Raw genomic sequence first — 16,541 nt, 5'->3', positions numbered from 1 at the left:
GAACCATTAAAATAAGAAATAACAGTTCGTATTGCCCATGATGGCAATAAAAATAAAAGAGATGAGTTTTTTCAGCCGAAGCTGAATAAGCAGCAGGAAACTAGCGAGGGAAATCGTTGGCGAGGCGGTAATCTATATTAAACCAAGCTCGGCTATCGCCGGAGATGCGTGCTTCATAACGCAAGGCTATGCGTGTCATAAGGCGCCCTCTAGGTGTGGATGGAGAGTTGACAGCATACCGTTGTTTAAGAAATAAAAAGTGACGGTTAGCACAAATTACAATCAATATTATCTATATTAGAATGATTAATATGTATGTAAAGCAACGGCTTATTGCTCTGTTCTATAACAGATTGATTGTGCGGGAGTTTATATTTTTAAGTGATGAAATTAAGAGAGAGGGATATCTATTTGATTAATATTCTAGGCGGATTTTAATTGTTGGGCCGGACGAGCCGGACACCAACAATATACTCACATAATGGGTTAGCGTAATATCGCCAACCTTAAAAATAATTAACGCAGAAACTCGGGTTGTTGTTTTTCGTAGGCTGAAATATTACTTTCATGTTGTAACGTCAAGCCAATACTGTCTAAACCGTTAATCATGCAATGGCGACGGAAGCTGTCTATCTCAAAAGAATAACTTTTTCCGCCAGCATTAACGGTTTGTTTTTCCAAATCGACAATAAACTCAATGCCTTCATTCTCTTTAACCAACTGGAATAAAGTATCAATATCCGCTTCGCTTAATGTTACCGGTAATAACTGGTTATTAAACGAGTTGCCATAAAAGATATCGGCAAAGCTTGGTGCGATAACCACTTTAAAACCAAAATCAGTCAGTGCCCATGGCGCATGCTCACGGGATGAACCACAACCGAAGTTCTCGCGTGCTAACAAAATGGTCGCACCCTGATAGCGAGGTTGATTCAGCACAAACTCAGGGTTTGGTACTTTGCCGGCATCGTCGAGGAAGCGCCAGTCATTAAACAGATGTTGGCCAAAACCAGTACGAGTGACTTTTTGCAAAAACTGTTTTGGGATAATCGCATCAGTATCGACATTCGCCGCATCCAATGGAACGACCAAACCAATGTGTTGAGTAAATTTTGCCATAGTGGTGTCTCCGGTTAGTGAGTGGCGGCAGATAAATCGCGAACATCAGCAAAATGACCACTGACAGCAGCAGCGGCAGCCATTGCTGGGCTAACCAAGTGAGTACGCCCCCCACGGCCCTGACGCCCTTCAAAGTTACGGTTGCTGGTGGATGCGCAACGTTCGCCCGGTTCCAGACGGTCATTATTCATTGCCAGACACATAGAACAACCCGGTAAACGCCACTCAAAACCGGCGTCGATGAAGATTTTATCTAACCCTTCGGCTTCAGCCTGTGCTTTCACCGGACCTGAACCGGGCACCACAATCGCTTGCACGCCACTGGCAACTTTACGCCCTTGTGCCACTGCCGCCGCTGCACGTAAATCTTCAATGCGCGAGTTAGTGCAAGAACCGATAAACACTTTATCTATGGCCACTTCGGTCAACTTGATACCAGGGCGTAAATCCATATAAGCCAAGGCTTTTTCTGCTGAAGCACGCTCTACTGGATCACTGAAGGACTCAGGGGCCGGAATAATTTGATTAACGGCAATCACTTGGCCCGGATTGGTACCCCACGTAACTTGTGGCGCGATCTCCGCGGCATCCAAGGTGACAACCGTATCAAATTTGGCATCTGCATCTGATTTCAAGCTGCGCCAGTAGGTGACGCCTTGTTCCCATTGTTCGCCGGTCGGGGCAAACTGGCGACCTTTCAGATAGTTGAAAGTGGTGTCATCTGGCGCAACCAAACCCGCTTTAGCGCCCATTTCGATGGCCATATTACATAAAGTCATCCGGCCTTCCATGCTCAAGGCTTCAATAGCGCTGCCACAGAATTCCACCACATGACCTGTCCCGCCAGCACTGCCGGTTTTACCGATAATGGCTAACACGATATCTTTCGCGGTAATGCCCGGGCCAACATCGCCATTCACTTCAATTTTCATGGTCTTGGCTCGACCCTGTTTCAGGGTTTGGGTTGCCAGTACATGCTCAACTTCGGAGGTACCGATGCCAAATGCCAATGAACCAAATGCGCCGTGGGTTGCTGTATGGGAGTCACCACACACAATAGTCATGCCCGGTAAGGTCATGCCTTGCTCTGGACCAATGACGTGCACGATGCCTTGGAATGGGTGGTTTAAGTCATATAATGACACACCAAATTCAGCGCAGTTTTTAATCAACTCTTGCATCTGAATGCGGGCCATTTCGCCGCTGGCATTGATATCTTTGGTTTGTGTTGAAACGTTGTGGTCCATGGTGGCAAAGGTTTTGCTCGGCTGACGTACCGGGCGTCCCATCGCTCGCAAGCCATCAAAGGCCTGTGGAGACGTTACTTCATGCACTAAATGGCGGTCGATATATAACAATGGCGTTTCATTCGGCGCTTCGTAAACAATGTGCGCATCATATAATTTTTGGTATAAGGTCTTGCCCATGTTAAACCCCCTCAGCCACGAATTTAGCGATGATATCGCCCATTTCGTTGGTGCCGATTGCTTTGCCATCACCCGCTAAATCAGCCGTGCGATAGCCTTGTTCCAATGCCTGATTAATGGCGTTTTCAATGGCATCAGCAGCATCGTCTTTACCTAAACTAAAGCGCAACAGCAGGGCCAAAGAGAGAATTTGTGCAATTGGATTGGCAATGTTTTTGCCTGCGATATCCGGGGCTGAACCACCGGCTGGTTCGTATAAACCGAAACCTTGCTCATTCAGACTGGCCGACGGCAGCATGCCCATAGAGCCGGTTATCATGGCGCACTCATCTGACAAAATGTCGCCAAATAAGTTAGAACACAGTAAAACGTCGAACTGGGAAGGGTCTTTAATTAACTGCATGGTAGCATTGTCGATATACATATGAGACAACGCGACATCAGGATAGTCCGCGGCAATGGCTGTAACGACTTCACGCCACAGAATTGAACTCTGCAACACATTGGCTTTATCAATTGATGTCACTTTGCCACGGCGCTTGCGAGCAGATTCAAAGGCAATGCGGGCGATCCGTTCAATTTCAAAGCGATGGTAAACTTCGGTATCAAATGCACGTTCGTGCATGCCTTGGCCTTCACGACCTTTGGGTTGACCGAAATAGATGCCACCGGTTAATTCACGCACGCACAGAATATCGAAGCCTTTAGCGGCGATATCACTGCGCAATGGACAGAAATCTTCTAATCCCTGATACAAACGCGCTGGGCGCAAATTACTGAATAATTTGAAATGTTTGCGCAATGGCAGTAAGGCACCACGTTCAGGTTGTTCCGCTGGAGGTAAGTGTTCCCATTTTGGGCCGCCCACAGAGCCGAACAAAATGGCGTCAGCTTGCTCACACCCATTGACGGTCGCTGACGGTAACGGGCTACCATGACGGTCGATAGCTGCACCACCGACATCATAAGCGCTGGTTGAAATCTTAATACCGAAGCGCTGGCGCACAGCATCCAATACTTTATTTGCCTGAGTCATTACTTCAGGGCCAATACCGTCTCCGGGTAAAACGGCAATATGATAAGTCTTCGTCATGTTCACACCATTTCCTGATTATTTTGTTGCAGGCGTTGCTTCTCGATATCGACCTGATGAGCGCGCCAGATGTTATTTAATACGTTAACCAATGCCTTGGCTGATGACTCGACAATATCCGTCGCCAGACCGACACCATGGAAACGGCGGCCTTTATGGTCAACCACGATATCAACCTGACCCAATGCGTCTTTACCCTGACCATTAGCTGACAGTTGATATTTCACCAATTCAATGGGGTAGTCGGTAATGCGGTTGATGGCTTGATACACTGCATCGACCGGACCATTACCTGTGGCTGCTTCTGATTTAATTTCTTCACCACACACCAATTTCACTGATGCCGTCGCCATCACACTGGAACCAGACTGGACACTGAAGTAGTCCAAACGGTAATGTTCCGGTTCTTCCTGCTGCTTATTAATGAACGCCAAGGCTTCCAAATCGTAATCAAAGACTTGACCTTTCTTATCCGCCAACTTCAAGAACGCGTCGTACAAGGAGTCCAGATTGTAATCTTTATCTTGATAACCCATCTCTTCCATACGATGTTTGACTGCCGCGCGGCCAGAGCGTGAGGTCAGGTTCAACTGCACACCTTTCAGGCCAATAGATTCTGGGGTCATGATTTCGTAGTTTTCGCGATTTTTCAGCACGCCATCCTGATGAATACCAGAGGAGTGGGCGAAAGCATTACTACCTACAATGGCTTTGTTAGCCGGTATTGGCATATTGCATAATTTGCTGACCAATTGGCTGGTGCGGTAAATCTCTTGATGATTAATGTTGGTATGCACGCCCAACATGTTTTCGCGCACTTTGATTGCCATGATCACTTCTTCCAGTGAGCAGTTACCTGCGCGCTCGCCTAAACCATTAATGGTGCCTTCGACCTGACGAGCGCCAGCCTGTACCGCAGTGATGGAGTTGGCGACTGACATACCCAAGTCGTCATGGCAGTGGACAGAAATAATAGCTTTATCAATGTTTGGCACTCGCTCATACAAGTCGGTGATGATTCCGCCGAACTGATATGGCGTGGTGTAACCGACGGTATCAGGAATGTTGATGGTCGTCGCACCCGCGTTAATTGCAGCCTCTACGATACGACACAAGTTATCAATTGGCGTACGGCCCGCATCCTCGCAGGAGAATTCAACGTCATTGGTGTAATTACGCGCACGTTTCACGGAGTGCACTGCCATCGCCAGCACATCTTCAAACGAGCGCTTTAATTTAGATTCGATATGTAAAGTGGAGGTCGCCAAGAACACATGAATACGGAAGGCTTCAGCAATACGTAAAGCTTCAGCAGCGACATCAATATCTTTATCCACACAACGAGCCAAAGCACAAACCCGGCTATTTTTAACTTGCTGGGCAATGGTGCGTACGGACTCAAAATCGCCCGGGGAGGAAACCGGGAAACCGACTTCCATTATGTCGACACCCATTCTTTCCAGTGCCAGCGCGATTTGCAGCTTCTCTTTTACACTCAGGCTAGCTTGCAATGCTTGTTCACCGTCACGCAATGTTGTATCGAAAATAATGACTTGCTGGCTCATGGGGTATTCCTTGTCGTGTTTACATTTGCGCTTTGCGGGTAAAAAAAAACCCGCGCATTTGCGCGGGCTTGTTAATCTTGATGGCTGAATCAGTTCTGATTTCCGTCCACCAACATACCGCGCAAGAGAGATGCGTTAAGTAGTAGGCTTAGTAGACGGGTTGAATAGAACATAATTTTCAGTTTCTCATCAGTTAAATTATTGCGTTGCCTAAATTGATACGTGAATTCTATGGGTATGTCAACATTTGTTTAAAATGGCGTGTTCAACTGGTTACAATGATACTTGATTCCTTATAACGACATAAAAAACTTAAAAATTAATTTTTTAGGTTTTTAATTCCAAAAAATTAAGCAGTGAATTTTGCTTTGTTTGGTATAATCCTCAAAGTATGGATTATTGTGCTTTTCCGTGATTTTATGAGCCACTAGACTGTTTACTTCCTCTTTCTGATTCGTTAAAGAGCCTTTTTGCTAGGAATGAAAGAGGAAAATAAGCATCTCTGTAGATTAATAATGAGACGTTCTTGGCACATTTTTTTGTTTTAATTTATACATACAATATATTTATATATTAATTATTTCCCCTTAGTCGTTGGTCTTATTATTTATTTTTATCATTCGTGAAGATTGGTGCTAATAATAATGAAATAAAGAGATGTTTTTTACTTTATTTGTATTTTTTTAAATGTAATTAAGGTTTGATAAGTTTTAAATGAAGAATTTATTATTCATTAATGTCATAGTTGTTAATCTTCTCATTTTGTGATGTGATCATATCGTGAGTTCTATTATTGATGCTTATGGTGTGGTGTCTTGGTATTGATTATGTAGATTAGTTATATGCATCATGCAAAATATTTTGCATTTTTTTCTTGTTTGTATTTTTATCTATGGTGTTTGCGGATTACCAAAAGCATTAAGTGTGGTTTATATTTCACGCTTATACAAGGATGAGACTCAATTTTACCTCCTTGAGGTATTAAAGAGAATATTGGCATCATTAATAATAAGTATTCAAAGATATTTTTAAAACCAATAAGTATCTGTGAGATTTTTTATTAGTCACGCCATCTGCATAAAGCTTAGTGGAGTTAAGCATGTTTGAACACAACTTAGTAACCGACAATCAAGTAACTAAAAAGGAAGGCTGTAAGGAGGGCTGTGATGTTCATTTGCGCAGTGTCGACCTTAATTTGCTAACGGTTTTCGATGCTGTGATGCAAATGCACAACGTGACGCGTGCCGCACAGTCGCTTGGCATGTCTCAACCAGCTGTGAGTAATGCGGTTGCTCGCCTAAAAGTGATGTTTAATGATGAACTGTTTGTCCGTTATGGCCGCGGTATTCAACCAACAGTCAGAGCTCGTCAGCTTTTTGGACCCGTTCGACAGGCTCTGCAATTAGTGCAAAATGAGTTACCCGGAGTGGGTTTTGAGGCCAAAAGTAGTACGCGAATATTTAATTTATCTATTTGTAGTCCTTTAGATATCCGGTTAACTGCACAAATAATACAGCGTGTTAAGGCATCCGCACCTCACGTTCAGCTCATTATTAGATCTTATATTAACCAGAATGTTGAACATCAATTACGTTATCAAGATACAGAGTTTGTTATAGGTTATACCAAGTTCAAGCGCCCAGATTTTCATGATATACCACTGTTTAGTGATGAGTCAGTTCTGGTTGTGGCTAAAGATCACCCACGTATTGATAATTCAATCACTCAAGAACAACTTCTTGCTGAATTACATGCAGTCGTTTCATTAGATAAAGTAGGTTCTTTCAGTAATATTTATTATGAATCTACCAGCAGTGCTCAAACGATTGTTTATGAAGGCACAGATATGTATAGCGTGCTGAATATAGTCTCTCAGACTTGTTTTGTTGCCATTGCTCCTCGCTGGATGGCTCAAATATATAGCGAAGCCCTTAATCTGAAAGTTATCCCATTACCTTGGGCGGAGATAAGTTGCCCATGCTATCTCACTTGGCATGAATCTACTGATAGAGACAAAGGACATCAGTGGATGAAAGAACAACTCAGCCAGCTTAGTCTGTCTTCTTAATTATTTCGCTAAGTCCTGCTGCTGGAATCATATACTTCTCAGTAGCAGGCAAGCATTGGTATAGCGTTTAGTGTTATTCTTTTATATTCAATTGTTACCCCATTTTGCAAAAACGATGCTTCATTCTGACTTCACCTCACTTAGCCTAATCGCTGTCTTTTTCATCAAAATCTATTTCAGCTCACACTTCTACGCTGAATTTTATTTGCCATAACCTATAGAGTGGGTAGACTGCGCGAAAAAAAGTGAACGCATGTAAGCTGAATGCCGACAGGCAAGAAGCAGAGGTTCATTTTAACGAATGATTTATTAGCGAGCTGCAATGTTATGACCCATACATTAGATCAATACCATCTTGTGCGCCGTCTGCGCCAACAAATAGGCCAGAGAGCTGACAAAATTGCTTTCCGCGAATGGTCACCTGAAGGCGAAAAGCAACTGAGTTGGCAGCAAGTTGATACGCATGTGACGCGAATTTCAGCCGCATTGTTGTCTCTTGGGGCGGCAATCCAAGAACGTATTGGTATTTTTGCTAATAACAGCATGGCCTGGTCATTGGCTGACTTAGCTATTTTACAATTACGTGGTGTGAGTGTGCCGCTGTACGCCACCAATACCACGGCTCAGGCCGCTTATGTAATTAATGATGCAGATGTACGAATTTTATTCGTTGGTGGGCAAACGCAATTTGATGTGGCCATCACATTAAAATCGCTGTGTCCGCAGTTGACTCATATTATTGTATTAGATCCCTCCGTTGATCTGCGTGGTTGTGAATATGCCCAACATCTGGCTGATTTCGAGCAGCAGCCGGATGCAGTCCAGCAGCATCTCTTAACTACGCGTATTGAAAGTTGTGATTTAAATGACTTATTTACCCTGATTTACACCTCAGGTACCACGGGTGAACCTAAAGGTGTGATGCTGGATTACCGTAATATGGCAGCCCAGCTTTATTTGCATGATCAGCGCTTAACCCTGACAACCGACGATGTCTCTCTGAGTTTTCTGCCGTTATCTCATGTATTTGAGCGTGCCTGGAGTTTCTATGTGATGCATACCGGCGCGCAAAATGTATATCTCAGTAACACCGACTGGGTGCGTGCAGCGATGCAGTCCGCAAAACCGACAGTCATGTGTGCGGTTCCCCGTTTCTACGAGAAAGTATTCAGCGCCATTAATGACAAAGTTGCCCTGGCAAAATGGCATCGGCGGATGCTGTTCCGTTGGGCTGTCGGGTGTGGTGAGCGCAAGTTCCAAAGCCTGCAAAATGGGCAAAAATTATCACTGCTATCTGAACAGATGTATAAGCTGGCAGATCGTTTAGTTTTGAGTAAATTGCGCGGTGTATTAGGCGGGAAAGTGCGCTTTTTACCGGCGGCAGGCGCACGCTTAGATGACAATATCATCCTGTTTTTCCAAGCTATTGGTATCAATATCAAGTATGGCTATGGTATGACCGAAACTTGTGCCACCGTCTCTTGTTGGGAAGAGAAAGATTTCCGTTTTGGTTCTATTGGTAAACCATTACCGGGGATCGAGGTGCGCTTGGGGGCTGAGAACGAAATTCAGGTTCGTGGCCCAATTGTTATGCGCGGTTATTTTAATAAGCCGCAAGAGACAGCCGAATCTTTTACTGAAGATGGATGGCTCAAAACGGGTGATGCCGGTGCGTTAGATGCTCAAGGGAACTTGTTTATCACCGAGCGACTGAAAGATTTGATGAAAACCTCTGGTGGCAAATACATCGCGCCACAAATGATTGAAGGCACGCTGGGTCAGGATCGTTTTATTGAGCAGGTGGCCATTATTGCCGATACTCGCAAATTTGTGTCGGCACTGATTGTTCCGTGTTTTGAATCACTTGAAGAGTATGCTCGCTCGATAAATTTAAAATATCATGACCGGCTAGAGCTATTACGTCATAGCCATATTGTCAGTTTGTTTGAGCAACGGCTGAAAGATATGCAAAAAGAGTTATCGAAATTTGAGCAGGTTAAGCGTTTTACGCTCTTACCACAGGCGTTTACCATGGAAACGGGTGAGTTGACGCCAACGATGAAGTTACGTCGCAAAATCATTCTCCAGCGTTATCAGAATGAAATTGATTCCATGTATCGCGATTAGCATTTTAAGTGCAACGGTGTATAGAGTGTCGTATATGCCGTTGCTCTCTTTCCGACCTCCTGCCGCATATCCTTACCTATTTTTGCGTAGAATCCCTCATTTTGCCGTATTTAAAACGTAAAAATTCACTGCCTAATTTAGTTCTATAATTAGTGGCTAAAATGGGGCGAAGAACACAGTTATGAATGCTTAGGCAGTGTTTTATATTTTCGATGAGCATAAATTCAGAGCGCACCCCGTAGAATTGCCTTTAGTGCAGAGAATTGCCGTTTGCCTGCCAGAAATTCTGACGTTATGTTAATAAGTTAGGTATGTTAATAAACATTCGAACGATAACAAACAAAGAATAGGATATGGGGCGCAGTGCCTTTCCTACAGGATTTCGTGGAAATGACTTCCCGTGATCCACTGAGCAAACTAAGCCTGGAGGCAAAACCCATGGAGATGTTGTCAGGAGCCGAGATGGTTGTCCGATCGTTAATCGATCAGGGCGTTAAGCATGTATTCGGTTATCCCGGCGGGGCCGTACTTGATATTTACGATGCCCTGCACACGGTCGGAGGCATCGATCACGTGCTGGTGCGCCACGAACAAGGTGCGGTTCACATGGCCGATGGCTATGCGCGGGCAACTGGTGAGGTTGGGGTCGTGCTGGTCACCTCAGGTCCCGGAGCAACCAATGCGATCACTGGCATTGCGACGGCCTATATGGATTCCGTGCCTATGGTGGTGCTTTCTGGTCAGGTACCAAGCTCATTAATTGGCTATGATGCTTTTCAAGAATGCGACATGGTGGGGATTTCTCGCCCGGTAGTGAAACACAGCTTTTTGGTTAAGCGCACCGAAGATATTCCTTCGGTATTGAAAAAGGCATTCTATTTGGCTTCGACTGGTCGTCCTGGTCCCGTTGTCATTGATTTACCAAAAGATATTGTTGGTCCTGCCGTAAAAATGCCTTATGCCTATCCTGAACAGGTTAGCTTGCGTTCTTATAACCCGACGGTGCAGGGGCATCGTGGGCAAATTAAACGTGCATTGCAAACCATTCTGGCTGCGAAAAAACCTATTATGTATGTCGGTGGTGGGGCGATTAATTCAGCTTGTCATGAAGAGTTACTGACATTGGCTGAGAAACTTAATTTGCCAGTGACCAGCTCTCTCATGGGATTGGGTGCCTTCCCCGGTACTCATCGCCAAAGTGTTGGCATGCTAGGGATGCATGGAACTTTTGAGGCCAATATGGCCATGCATAATACCGACCTTATTTTTGCTGTTGGCGTGCGTTTCGATGATCGTACTACCAATAATCTGGCGAAGTATTGCCCAGATGCGACGGTATTGCATATTGATATCGACCCAACCTCAATATCCAAAACCGTCACAGCGGATATCCCTATTGTTGGTGATGCCAAACAAGTCTTGACGCAGATGCTGGATTTGTTATCACAAATTGATTGTGTGCAAGATTTCGATAGCTTACGTGATTGGTGGCAATCTATTGAACAGTGGCGCGCGCGCGATTGCCTGAGCTACAACAACGACAGTGGTAAAATCAAACCTCAGGCCGTGATTGAAACGCTGCACCGCTTGACGAGAGGTGATGCATACGTCACGTCTGATGTTGGCCAACATCAAATGTTCGCTGCACTTTATTACCCGTTTGATAAGCCTCGCCGTTGGATTAACTCCGGTGGACTTGGCACCATGGGCTTTGGTTTACCCGCTGCGCTGGGTGTGAAATTGGCGCTACCGGATGAAACCGTAGTTTGTGTCACAGGCGATGGCAGTATCCAGATGAATATTCAGGAATTATCGACAGCTCTGCAATATAACTTGCCAGTGCTGGTTTTGAACCTGAACAACCGTTACCTCGGGATGGTGAAACAGTGGCAGGATATGATCTATTCAGGCCGACATTCACAATCCTATATGGACTCTCTACCTGATTTCGTCAAATTGGCAGAAGCCTATGGTCATATCGGGGTATCTATCCGTACGCCGGACGAGTTGGAAAGTAAACTCGCTGATGCGCTGACGCAACTATCCGAGACGAACCGTCTGGTGTTTGTGGATGTGACCGTCGATGAAACAGAACATGTTTACCCGATGCAAATTCGCGGTGGTGGCATGGATGAAATGTGGCTTAGTAAAACGGAGAGGACATAATTATGCGCCGCCGGATTTTATCAGTTTTGCTGGAAAACGAATCAGGTGCCTTATCAAGAGTGGTGGGGCTGTTTTCTCAGCGCGGTTACAATATTGAAAGTTTGACGGTTGCGCCAACCGACGATCCAACTCTATCTCGCATGACAATTCAAACTGTCGGCGACGCTAAGGTTTTGGAGCAAATCGAAAAACAACTGCATAAGCTGGTGGATGTGCTGCGTGTGAGCGAGCTGGTTTCCGGCTCACACGTTGAGCGCGAAATTATGCTGGTGAAATTGCAAGCCAGTGGCTATGGGCGTGAAGAAGTGAAACGCTGTGCTGAGATCTTCCGTGGGCAGATTGTTGATGTGACTGCCACGCTTTACACCGTCCAATTGGCCGGGACGAGCGACAAACTGGATGCATTTTTAAATGCGGTGCGGGAAGTGGCAGAAATTGTTGAAGTTGCCCGCTCCGGTATCGTCGGTGTATCCCGTGGTGACAAAATCATGCGTTAACCATGGTGATTAATACTGACTAATCTCTAATTATCAGGCTCAGCAGGTATGTTGAGCTTTTTTTTTCTTATTTTTTAACCTGTATAGCGTTATATGGCGGTTAAAGCGGTTGCTCAATAGTGAGTTCTGCTGTTAGATCATATCCATGGTTAAACTATGTCTATATCCTTTATTTTAGATTCTATCGGATATGCCAATTTGTTGGTCTAGCCTACAACATCATTTTATTAGGTTTATAAGGGGATAATGTGAAACTGGATGAAATCGCGCGTCTTGCGGGCGTTTCGCGCACAACTGCCAGTTATGTCATTAATGGCAAAGCGAAACAGTACCGAGTCAGCGATAAAACAGTAGACAAAGTTATGGCGGTTGTCAGGGAACATAACTATCACCCAAATGCTGTTGCGGCAGGATTACGTGCGGGCAGAACCCGCTCGATCGGCTTGGTGATCCCGGATCTTGAGAATACCAGCTATACCCGTATTGCTAATTATCTGGAGCGTCAGGCACGTCAACGTGGTTATCAACTCTTGATTGCCTGTTCTGAAGACCAACCTGATAATGAAATGCGCTGTATTGAACACTTGTTACAACGCCAAGTTGACGCCATCATTGTCTCCACCGCTTTACCGCCGGAGCATCCTTTCTATCAGCGCTGGGCTAATGATCCATTGCCCATCATCGCATTAGATCGCGCGCTGGACCGGGAACATTTCATCAGTGTTGTTGGGGCAGACCAAGAAGATGCCATGATGTTGGCGCAAGAGTTACGTTCTTTCCCTGCGGAGTCTGTGTTGTATCTGGGGGCGTTGCCAGAATTATCGGTCAGCTTCTTGCGAGAAATGGGGTTCCGTGAAGCATGGAAAGATGACCCACGCAAAGTTGATTATCTGTATGCCAACAGCTACGAGCGAGAAGCTGCAGGTGTGTTGTTTGCTCAATGGCTGAAGACCCATCCAATGCCGCAGGCATTGTTTACAACCTCATTCCAGTTATTGCAGGGCGTTATGGATGTCACTTTAAAACAGAGTGGGCGTCTACCGAGTAATCTGGCGATCGCGACTTTTGGTGATAATGAGCTATTGGATTTCCTCGAATGTCCTGTACTGGCTGTTGCCCAACGCCATCGGGATGTTGCCGAACGTGTACTGGAGTTAGTCTTAGCCAGTTTAGATGAACCGCATAAGCCGAAACCGGGGCTGACCCGTATTCGACGCAATCTGTTCCGCCGCGGAAGTTTAAGTCGAAAATAGCACGCATTTAAAGAATCAGGGCCGATATTGGCCCTGATTGCTATTCGTTTGCCACCATTGAACTAGCACTATCAAACATATCCCGCAACACGAAATAGCCTACGGCAATATTCCAAAAAGTAACCATAAGCGACGCCCATCGCCATTGAAACCAAAGCGTTACTGGTGACGGCTGTGGCTATCTGTTCTATATCCGCCCCGACAGACCATAAAATCATGGCATAAACGGGTGACTGGAAGCTGACATATGCCAATAAGTCAGCCAAGTTCTTGGCCCAAAAATGCTCACCTGCGTGACGATGTGCAAACCGGATGAACACATCCCGGTAAATACCATAGGGCCAGGCGATAAGGATGTTGACTGGAATTGAAACCAGCCGCGAAGAAAGTGACTGCTGGAACGTCATTCCAGAGATCACGATTTCGATTATCATGCCGATGACAAAACAATACACCACAAGTGCGAAAGTATCGGCTGCAGCACTACGCAGACGGGACCCAGTTGAAAACATTGTCATTAACTCCCTAATTGGGGGAAAAATCTGCCAAAACACCCACCGCCAAAATTTGTGATGGGATTTATGTATTGCTCATCATTTGAAATGCAGGTAATTGTATTGCCGTTTTGCTTTTCGTGTAGTTTACAGTGCTATTGTTTGTAATATAACCAGCTTAAAATTTTTATTTTTAACATTTGTCTGATTTTTATACTTTGTACTGCGAGGATTTAGGCTTTTTGTGGTTTTTTAAATGGCGATGACCTTATTTTTATTTTAAAAACAATATGTTATATTTTTGTGAGGGAATGGTAGGAAAACGCAGCACCGGTTAAGGTGCATTAAAAATAACAGGTAAGAAAAATACTAATTTACAGTATTTTCCTAATTTAAGATTTATCTGTCTGAAGCGATTCATATTTCAGTTATGTTCGAAATATGCGTCAATAATTTATTTCAAAATAGATTAATGCTGATCGGTTAATTGAAGTAAAATGTCTTGCCAGTAACACTTGTTGTTATCAAGGGTATTATTGTTTCGCCGTGGATTTTGTTGCCGATCTTCTCGGTTTATCCCTAAGAAACGCCAGCCGCCGCGGGTTTTGTGCTCAGGCTGTCTAATTTTGAAGCGTACAATTTTCATACTGAAAATGAGACATTCCTTGCAGAAGGAAATAATGGGTCAATTAATTGACAATTTATTATTTATTTAAGTTACCGAAATTAGTGGCGGAAAAATAGCCCGTTTATCATGACGTTAATTTCTATTTCAATCCCTAAAATAGCCCCTTATACGAGATATATCTCAAAAACGGCCCATAAATATTGTCAAAGCGCATCTGCTCTGGCTTGACAAGGTTTTCATACCATCCGTAAACTCTTTAATGTGGGGATTTGTGGGATAAAGTGGCGAATTGGGTCATGAAGGGGTAACTCAGTCATGTTTCGTGGGGCAACGATGGTTAACCTCGACAGCAAAGGGCGGCTCGCCGTACCTACCCGTTATCGGGATTTGCTGAACGAGGAATCGCAAGGCCAGATGGTCTGTACCATAGACCTTCACCAACCATGCCTATTGCTTTATCCACTCCCTGAATGGGAAATAATTGAACAAAAATTATCCAGACTGTCGAGCATGAATCCAGCCGAACGTCGAGTTCAGCGTTTGTTGTTAGGGCATGCCAGTGAATGTCAGATGGATGGTGCCGGGCGCTTACTGATTGCAGGAACATTGCGTCAGCACGCCGGGCTGAATAAAGAAGTGATGCTGGTTGGGCAGTTCAATAAATTTGAACTGTGGGATGAACAGACCTGGTATCAACAAGTCAAGGATGACATCGACGCAGAACAGTCCACTCAGGAACCTTTATCTGAGCGGCTACAGGACTTATCGCTATAAGCATGGTAGATAACAACCACAGTGTAGATAACGACTACAAGCACACCAGCGTGTTACTGGATGAGGCAGTTAATGGCCTGAACATCCGTGATAACGGCATCTATATTGACGGAACTTTTGGCCGTGGTGGCCACTCGCGCCTGATTTTGTCCCAACTTGGGCCAGAAGGGCGTTTGATAGCAATTGATCGTGACCCACAAGCTATTGAAGCGGCAAAATCAATAACCGACCCACGTTTTTCTATTGTGCATGGTCCTTTTTCTGATTTGGCGCACTATGTGCAGGAGTTGGATTTAGTCGGTCGCATCGACGGTGTGCTGCTGGATCTGGGTGTTTCATCACCTCAATTGGATGATCCCGAGCGTGGTTTTTCTTTCATGCGCGACGGGCCGTTGGATATGCGCATGGACCCAACCCGCGGACTATCCGCTGCTGACTGGTTAATGAAAGCCAGCGCCGATGATATTGCTTGGGTGCTGAAAACCTTCGGCGAAGAGCGTTTTGCCAAGCGTTTAGCCAAGGCGATTGTTGAGCGTAACCTCACACAACCGATGACGCGTACCAAAGAGTTAGCTGATTTGATTGCTAACGCCAGCCCATTCCGTGAAAAGCACAAACACCCAGCCACTCGCAGCTTCCAGGCTATTCGTATCTATATCAACAGTGAATTGGAAGAGATAGAGCGTGCGCTCGATGGTGCGCTTGAAGTTTTGGCACCGGGTGGTCGTTTATCCGTCATTAGTTTCCACTCTCTTGAAGACCGTATTGTGAAAAACTTTATCCGTCATCACAGCCGTGGCCCACAGGTTCCTGCTGGTTTACCACTGACGGAAGCGCAGTTACGCAGCATGGGGGGGCGCACCTTAAAATCTGTTGGCAAAATGATGCCTCCTGACGCAGAGGTCGCTGAAAACCCACGGGCGCGTAGCTCGGTATTACGTTTTGCCGAGAGGGTTAAGGCGTGATAGGCAACGAGCGCCACGGTCTGGTTGGGGTCATCGGCGGGGACTTACTCCGTAATGCCAAGATCCCGCTAATTTTACTGGTTGCGGTGCTCGTGTCTGCCATTTTTGTTGTGACCACCGCCCACCGCACGCGCTTGCTGACTGCGGAGCGGGAACAGTTAGTGCTGGAGCGAGATGCGCTAGACATTGAATGGCGCAACTTGATTCTGGAAGAGAACGCATTGGGTGACCACAGCCGTGTTGAGAGCATCGCAACCGAAAAGCTGAGAATGCAACATGTTGATCCATCACAAGAAAATATTGTGGTTCAGCAATAGGTTTTTCTAATAAATAAAGGAATTTGTCGCCACCATGACTCGTAGTAG

General features: G+C 45.3%; 14 protein-coding genes. 8 read left to right on the top strand and 6 right to left on the bottom strand.

All coding sequences use genetic code 11. The features are described from left to right. Positions 1-100 precede the first annotated feature (100 nt). The 5 genes from tnaC to leuA form a co-directional block, all read right to left on the bottom strand. Complete coding sequence (gene tnaC, locus ACIOG0_RS18195) at positions 101-199, bottom strand: tryptophanase leader peptide (protein WP_071843463.1); 99 nt, start codon at positions 197-199, stop codon at positions 101-103. A gap of 317 nt (positions 200-516) precedes the next feature. Continuing rightward, positions 517-1,119: a 3-isopropylmalate dehydratase small subunit gene (leuD, locus tag ACIOG0_RS18190; protein WP_128451279.1), complete on the bottom strand. Its 603-nt coding sequence runs from the start codon at positions 1,117-1,119 to the stop codon at positions 517-519. 14 nt (positions 1,120-1,133) lie between these two features. Next, positions 1,134-2,546 (bottom strand): 3-isopropylmalate dehydratase large subunit, encoded by a 1,413-nt coding sequence (gene leuC, locus ACIOG0_RS18185; RefSeq protein WP_050100503.1) that lies wholly within the window; start codon positions 2,544-2,546, stop codon positions 1,134-1,136. 1 nt (position 2,547) lies between these two features. Beyond that, on the bottom strand, positions 2,548-3,639 hold the full coding sequence (gene leuB / locus ACIOG0_RS18180) for a 3-isopropylmalate dehydrogenase (protein ID WP_050100502.1): 1,092 nt from the start codon (positions 3,637-3,639) through the stop codon (positions 2,548-2,550). 2 nt (positions 3,640-3,641) lie between these two features. Then, complete coding sequence (gene leuA / locus ACIOG0_RS18175) at positions 3,642-5,204, bottom strand: 2-isopropylmalate synthase (protein WP_050100500.1); 1,563 nt, start codon at positions 5,202-5,204, stop codon at positions 3,642-3,644. 1,099 nt (positions 5,205-6,303) lie between these two features. Between leuA and leuO the strand changes: the two genes are divergently transcribed. The 5 genes from leuO to cra all read left to right on the top strand — a co-directional run bounded on the left by leuO (position 6,304) and on the right by cra (position 13,315). Then, entirely contained in the window at positions 6,304-7,272 is a 969-nt protein-coding gene (leuO, locus tag ACIOG0_RS18170; protein WP_050100498.1) for a transcriptional regulator LeuO, read from the top strand. A 327-nt stretch (positions 7,273-7,599) separates the two neighbouring features. Next, on the top strand, positions 7,600-9,399 hold the full coding sequence (locus tag ACIOG0_RS18165) for a long-chain fatty acid--CoA ligase (protein WP_128451278.1): 1,800 nt from the start codon (positions 7,600-7,602) through the stop codon (positions 9,397-9,399). A gap of 438 nt (positions 9,400-9,837) precedes the next feature. Next, the gene (gene ilvI / locus ACIOG0_RS18160; protein ID WP_128451302.1) at positions 9,838-11,565 is read left to right on the top strand and encodes an acetolactate synthase 3 large subunit; all 1,728 of its coding nucleotides are present in this window, start codon (positions 9,838-9,840) and stop codon (positions 11,563-11,565) included. 2 nt (positions 11,566-11,567) lie between these two features. Continuing rightward, positions 11,568-12,062, top strand: a complete 495-nt coding sequence (gene ilvN / locus ACIOG0_RS18155; RefSeq protein WP_004388986.1) for an acetolactate synthase small subunit — start codon at positions 11,568-11,570, stop codon at positions 12,060-12,062. A 248-nt stretch (positions 12,063-12,310) separates the two neighbouring features. Next, positions 12,311-13,315, top strand: a complete 1,005-nt coding sequence (gene cra / locus ACIOG0_RS18150) for a catabolite repressor/activator (protein WP_050100495.1) — start codon at positions 12,311-12,313, stop codon at positions 13,313-13,315. 71 nt (positions 13,316-13,386) lie between these two features. Here the strand turns inward: cra and ACIOG0_RS18145 are convergent, their stop codons facing one another. After that, positions 13,387-13,827: an L-alanine exporter AlaE gene (locus ACIOG0_RS18145; protein WP_050100493.1), complete on the bottom strand. Its 441-nt coding sequence runs from the start codon at positions 13,825-13,827 to the stop codon at positions 13,387-13,389. Between the two features lie 925 nt (positions 13,828-14,752). On the opposite strand from ACIOG0_RS18145, the gene mraZ reads away from it, so the two are divergent. From mraZ to ftsL, 3 genes are read left to right on the top strand one after another with little or no spacing between them, the layout of a single operon-like run. Then, positions 14,753-15,211, top strand: a complete 459-nt coding sequence (mraZ, locus tag ACIOG0_RS18140; protein ID WP_004875568.1) for a division/cell wall cluster transcriptional repressor MraZ — start codon at positions 14,753-14,755, stop codon at positions 15,209-15,211. 2 nt (positions 15,212-15,213) lie between these two features. After that, positions 15,214-16,176, top strand: coding sequence for a 16S rRNA (cytosine(1402)-N(4))-methyltransferase RsmH (rsmH, locus tag ACIOG0_RS18135; protein ID WP_050100492.1), 963 nt, complete (start codon positions 15,214-15,216; stop codon positions 16,174-16,176). Then, the gene (gene ftsL / locus ACIOG0_RS18130; RefSeq protein WP_050100490.1) at positions 16,173-16,493 is read left to right on the top strand and encodes a cell division protein FtsL; all 321 of its coding nucleotides are present in this window, start codon (positions 16,173-16,175) and stop codon (positions 16,491-16,493) included. The genes rsmH and ftsL overlap by 4 nt, the downstream gene beginning before the upstream one ends. The last annotated feature ends 48 nt before the right edge of the window (positions 16,494-16,541 follow it).

Source organism: Yersinia vastinensis (assembly GCF_044905075.1).
In the GTDB taxonomy this organism is placed as follows: domain Bacteria; phylum Pseudomonadota; class Gammaproteobacteria; order Enterobacterales; family Enterobacteriaceae; genus Yersinia; species Yersinia vastinensis.
This window is presented reverse-complemented; position numbering and strand designations above follow the sequence as displayed.

What these genes read in the sequence shown, in the direction of transcription:
- ilvN (WP_004388986.1), top strand. Translation starts at nt 11,568, where the DNA reads ATGCGCCGCCGGATTTTATCAGTTTTGCTGGAAAACGAATCAGGTGCC.
- ACIOG0_RS18165 (WP_128451278.1), top strand. Translation starts at nt 7,600, where the DNA reads ATGACCCATACATTAGATCAATACCATCTTGTGCGCCGTCTGCGCCAA.
- leuD (WP_128451279.1), bottom strand. Translation starts at nt 1,119, where the DNA reads ATGGCAAAATTTACTCAACACATTGGTTTGGTCGTTCCATTGGATGCG.
- leuA (WP_050100500.1), bottom strand. Translation starts at nt 5,204, where the DNA reads ATGAGCCAGCAAGTCATTATTTTCGATACAACATTGCGTGACGGTGAA.
- leuC (WP_050100503.1), bottom strand. Translation starts at nt 2,546, where the DNA reads ATGGGCAAGACCTTATACCAAAAATTATATGATGCGCACATTGTTTAC.
- ACIOG0_RS18145 (WP_050100493.1), bottom strand. Translation starts at nt 13,827, where the DNA reads ATGTTTTCAACTGGGTCCCGTCTGCGTAGTGCTGCAGCCGATACTTTC.
- ilvI (WP_128451302.1), top strand. Translation starts at nt 9,838, where the DNA reads ATGGAGATGTTGTCAGGAGCCGAGATGGTTGTCCGATCGTTAATCGAT.
- tnaC (WP_071843463.1), bottom strand. Translation starts at nt 199, where the DNA reads ATGACACGCATAGCCTTGCGTTATGAAGCACGCATCTCCGGCGATAGC.
- rsmH (WP_050100492.1), top strand. Translation starts at nt 15,214, where the DNA reads ATGGTAGATAACAACCACAGTGTAGATAACGACTACAAGCACACCAGC.
- mraZ (WP_004875568.1), top strand. Translation starts at nt 14,753, where the DNA reads ATGTTTCGTGGGGCAACGATGGTTAACCTCGACAGCAAAGGGCGGCTC.
- leuB (WP_050100502.1), bottom strand. Translation starts at nt 3,639, where the DNA reads ATGACGAAGACTTATCATATTGCCGTTTTACCCGGAGACGGTATTGGC.
- leuO (WP_050100498.1), top strand. Translation starts at nt 6,304, where the DNA reads ATGTTTGAACACAACTTAGTAACCGACAATCAAGTAACTAAAAAGGAA.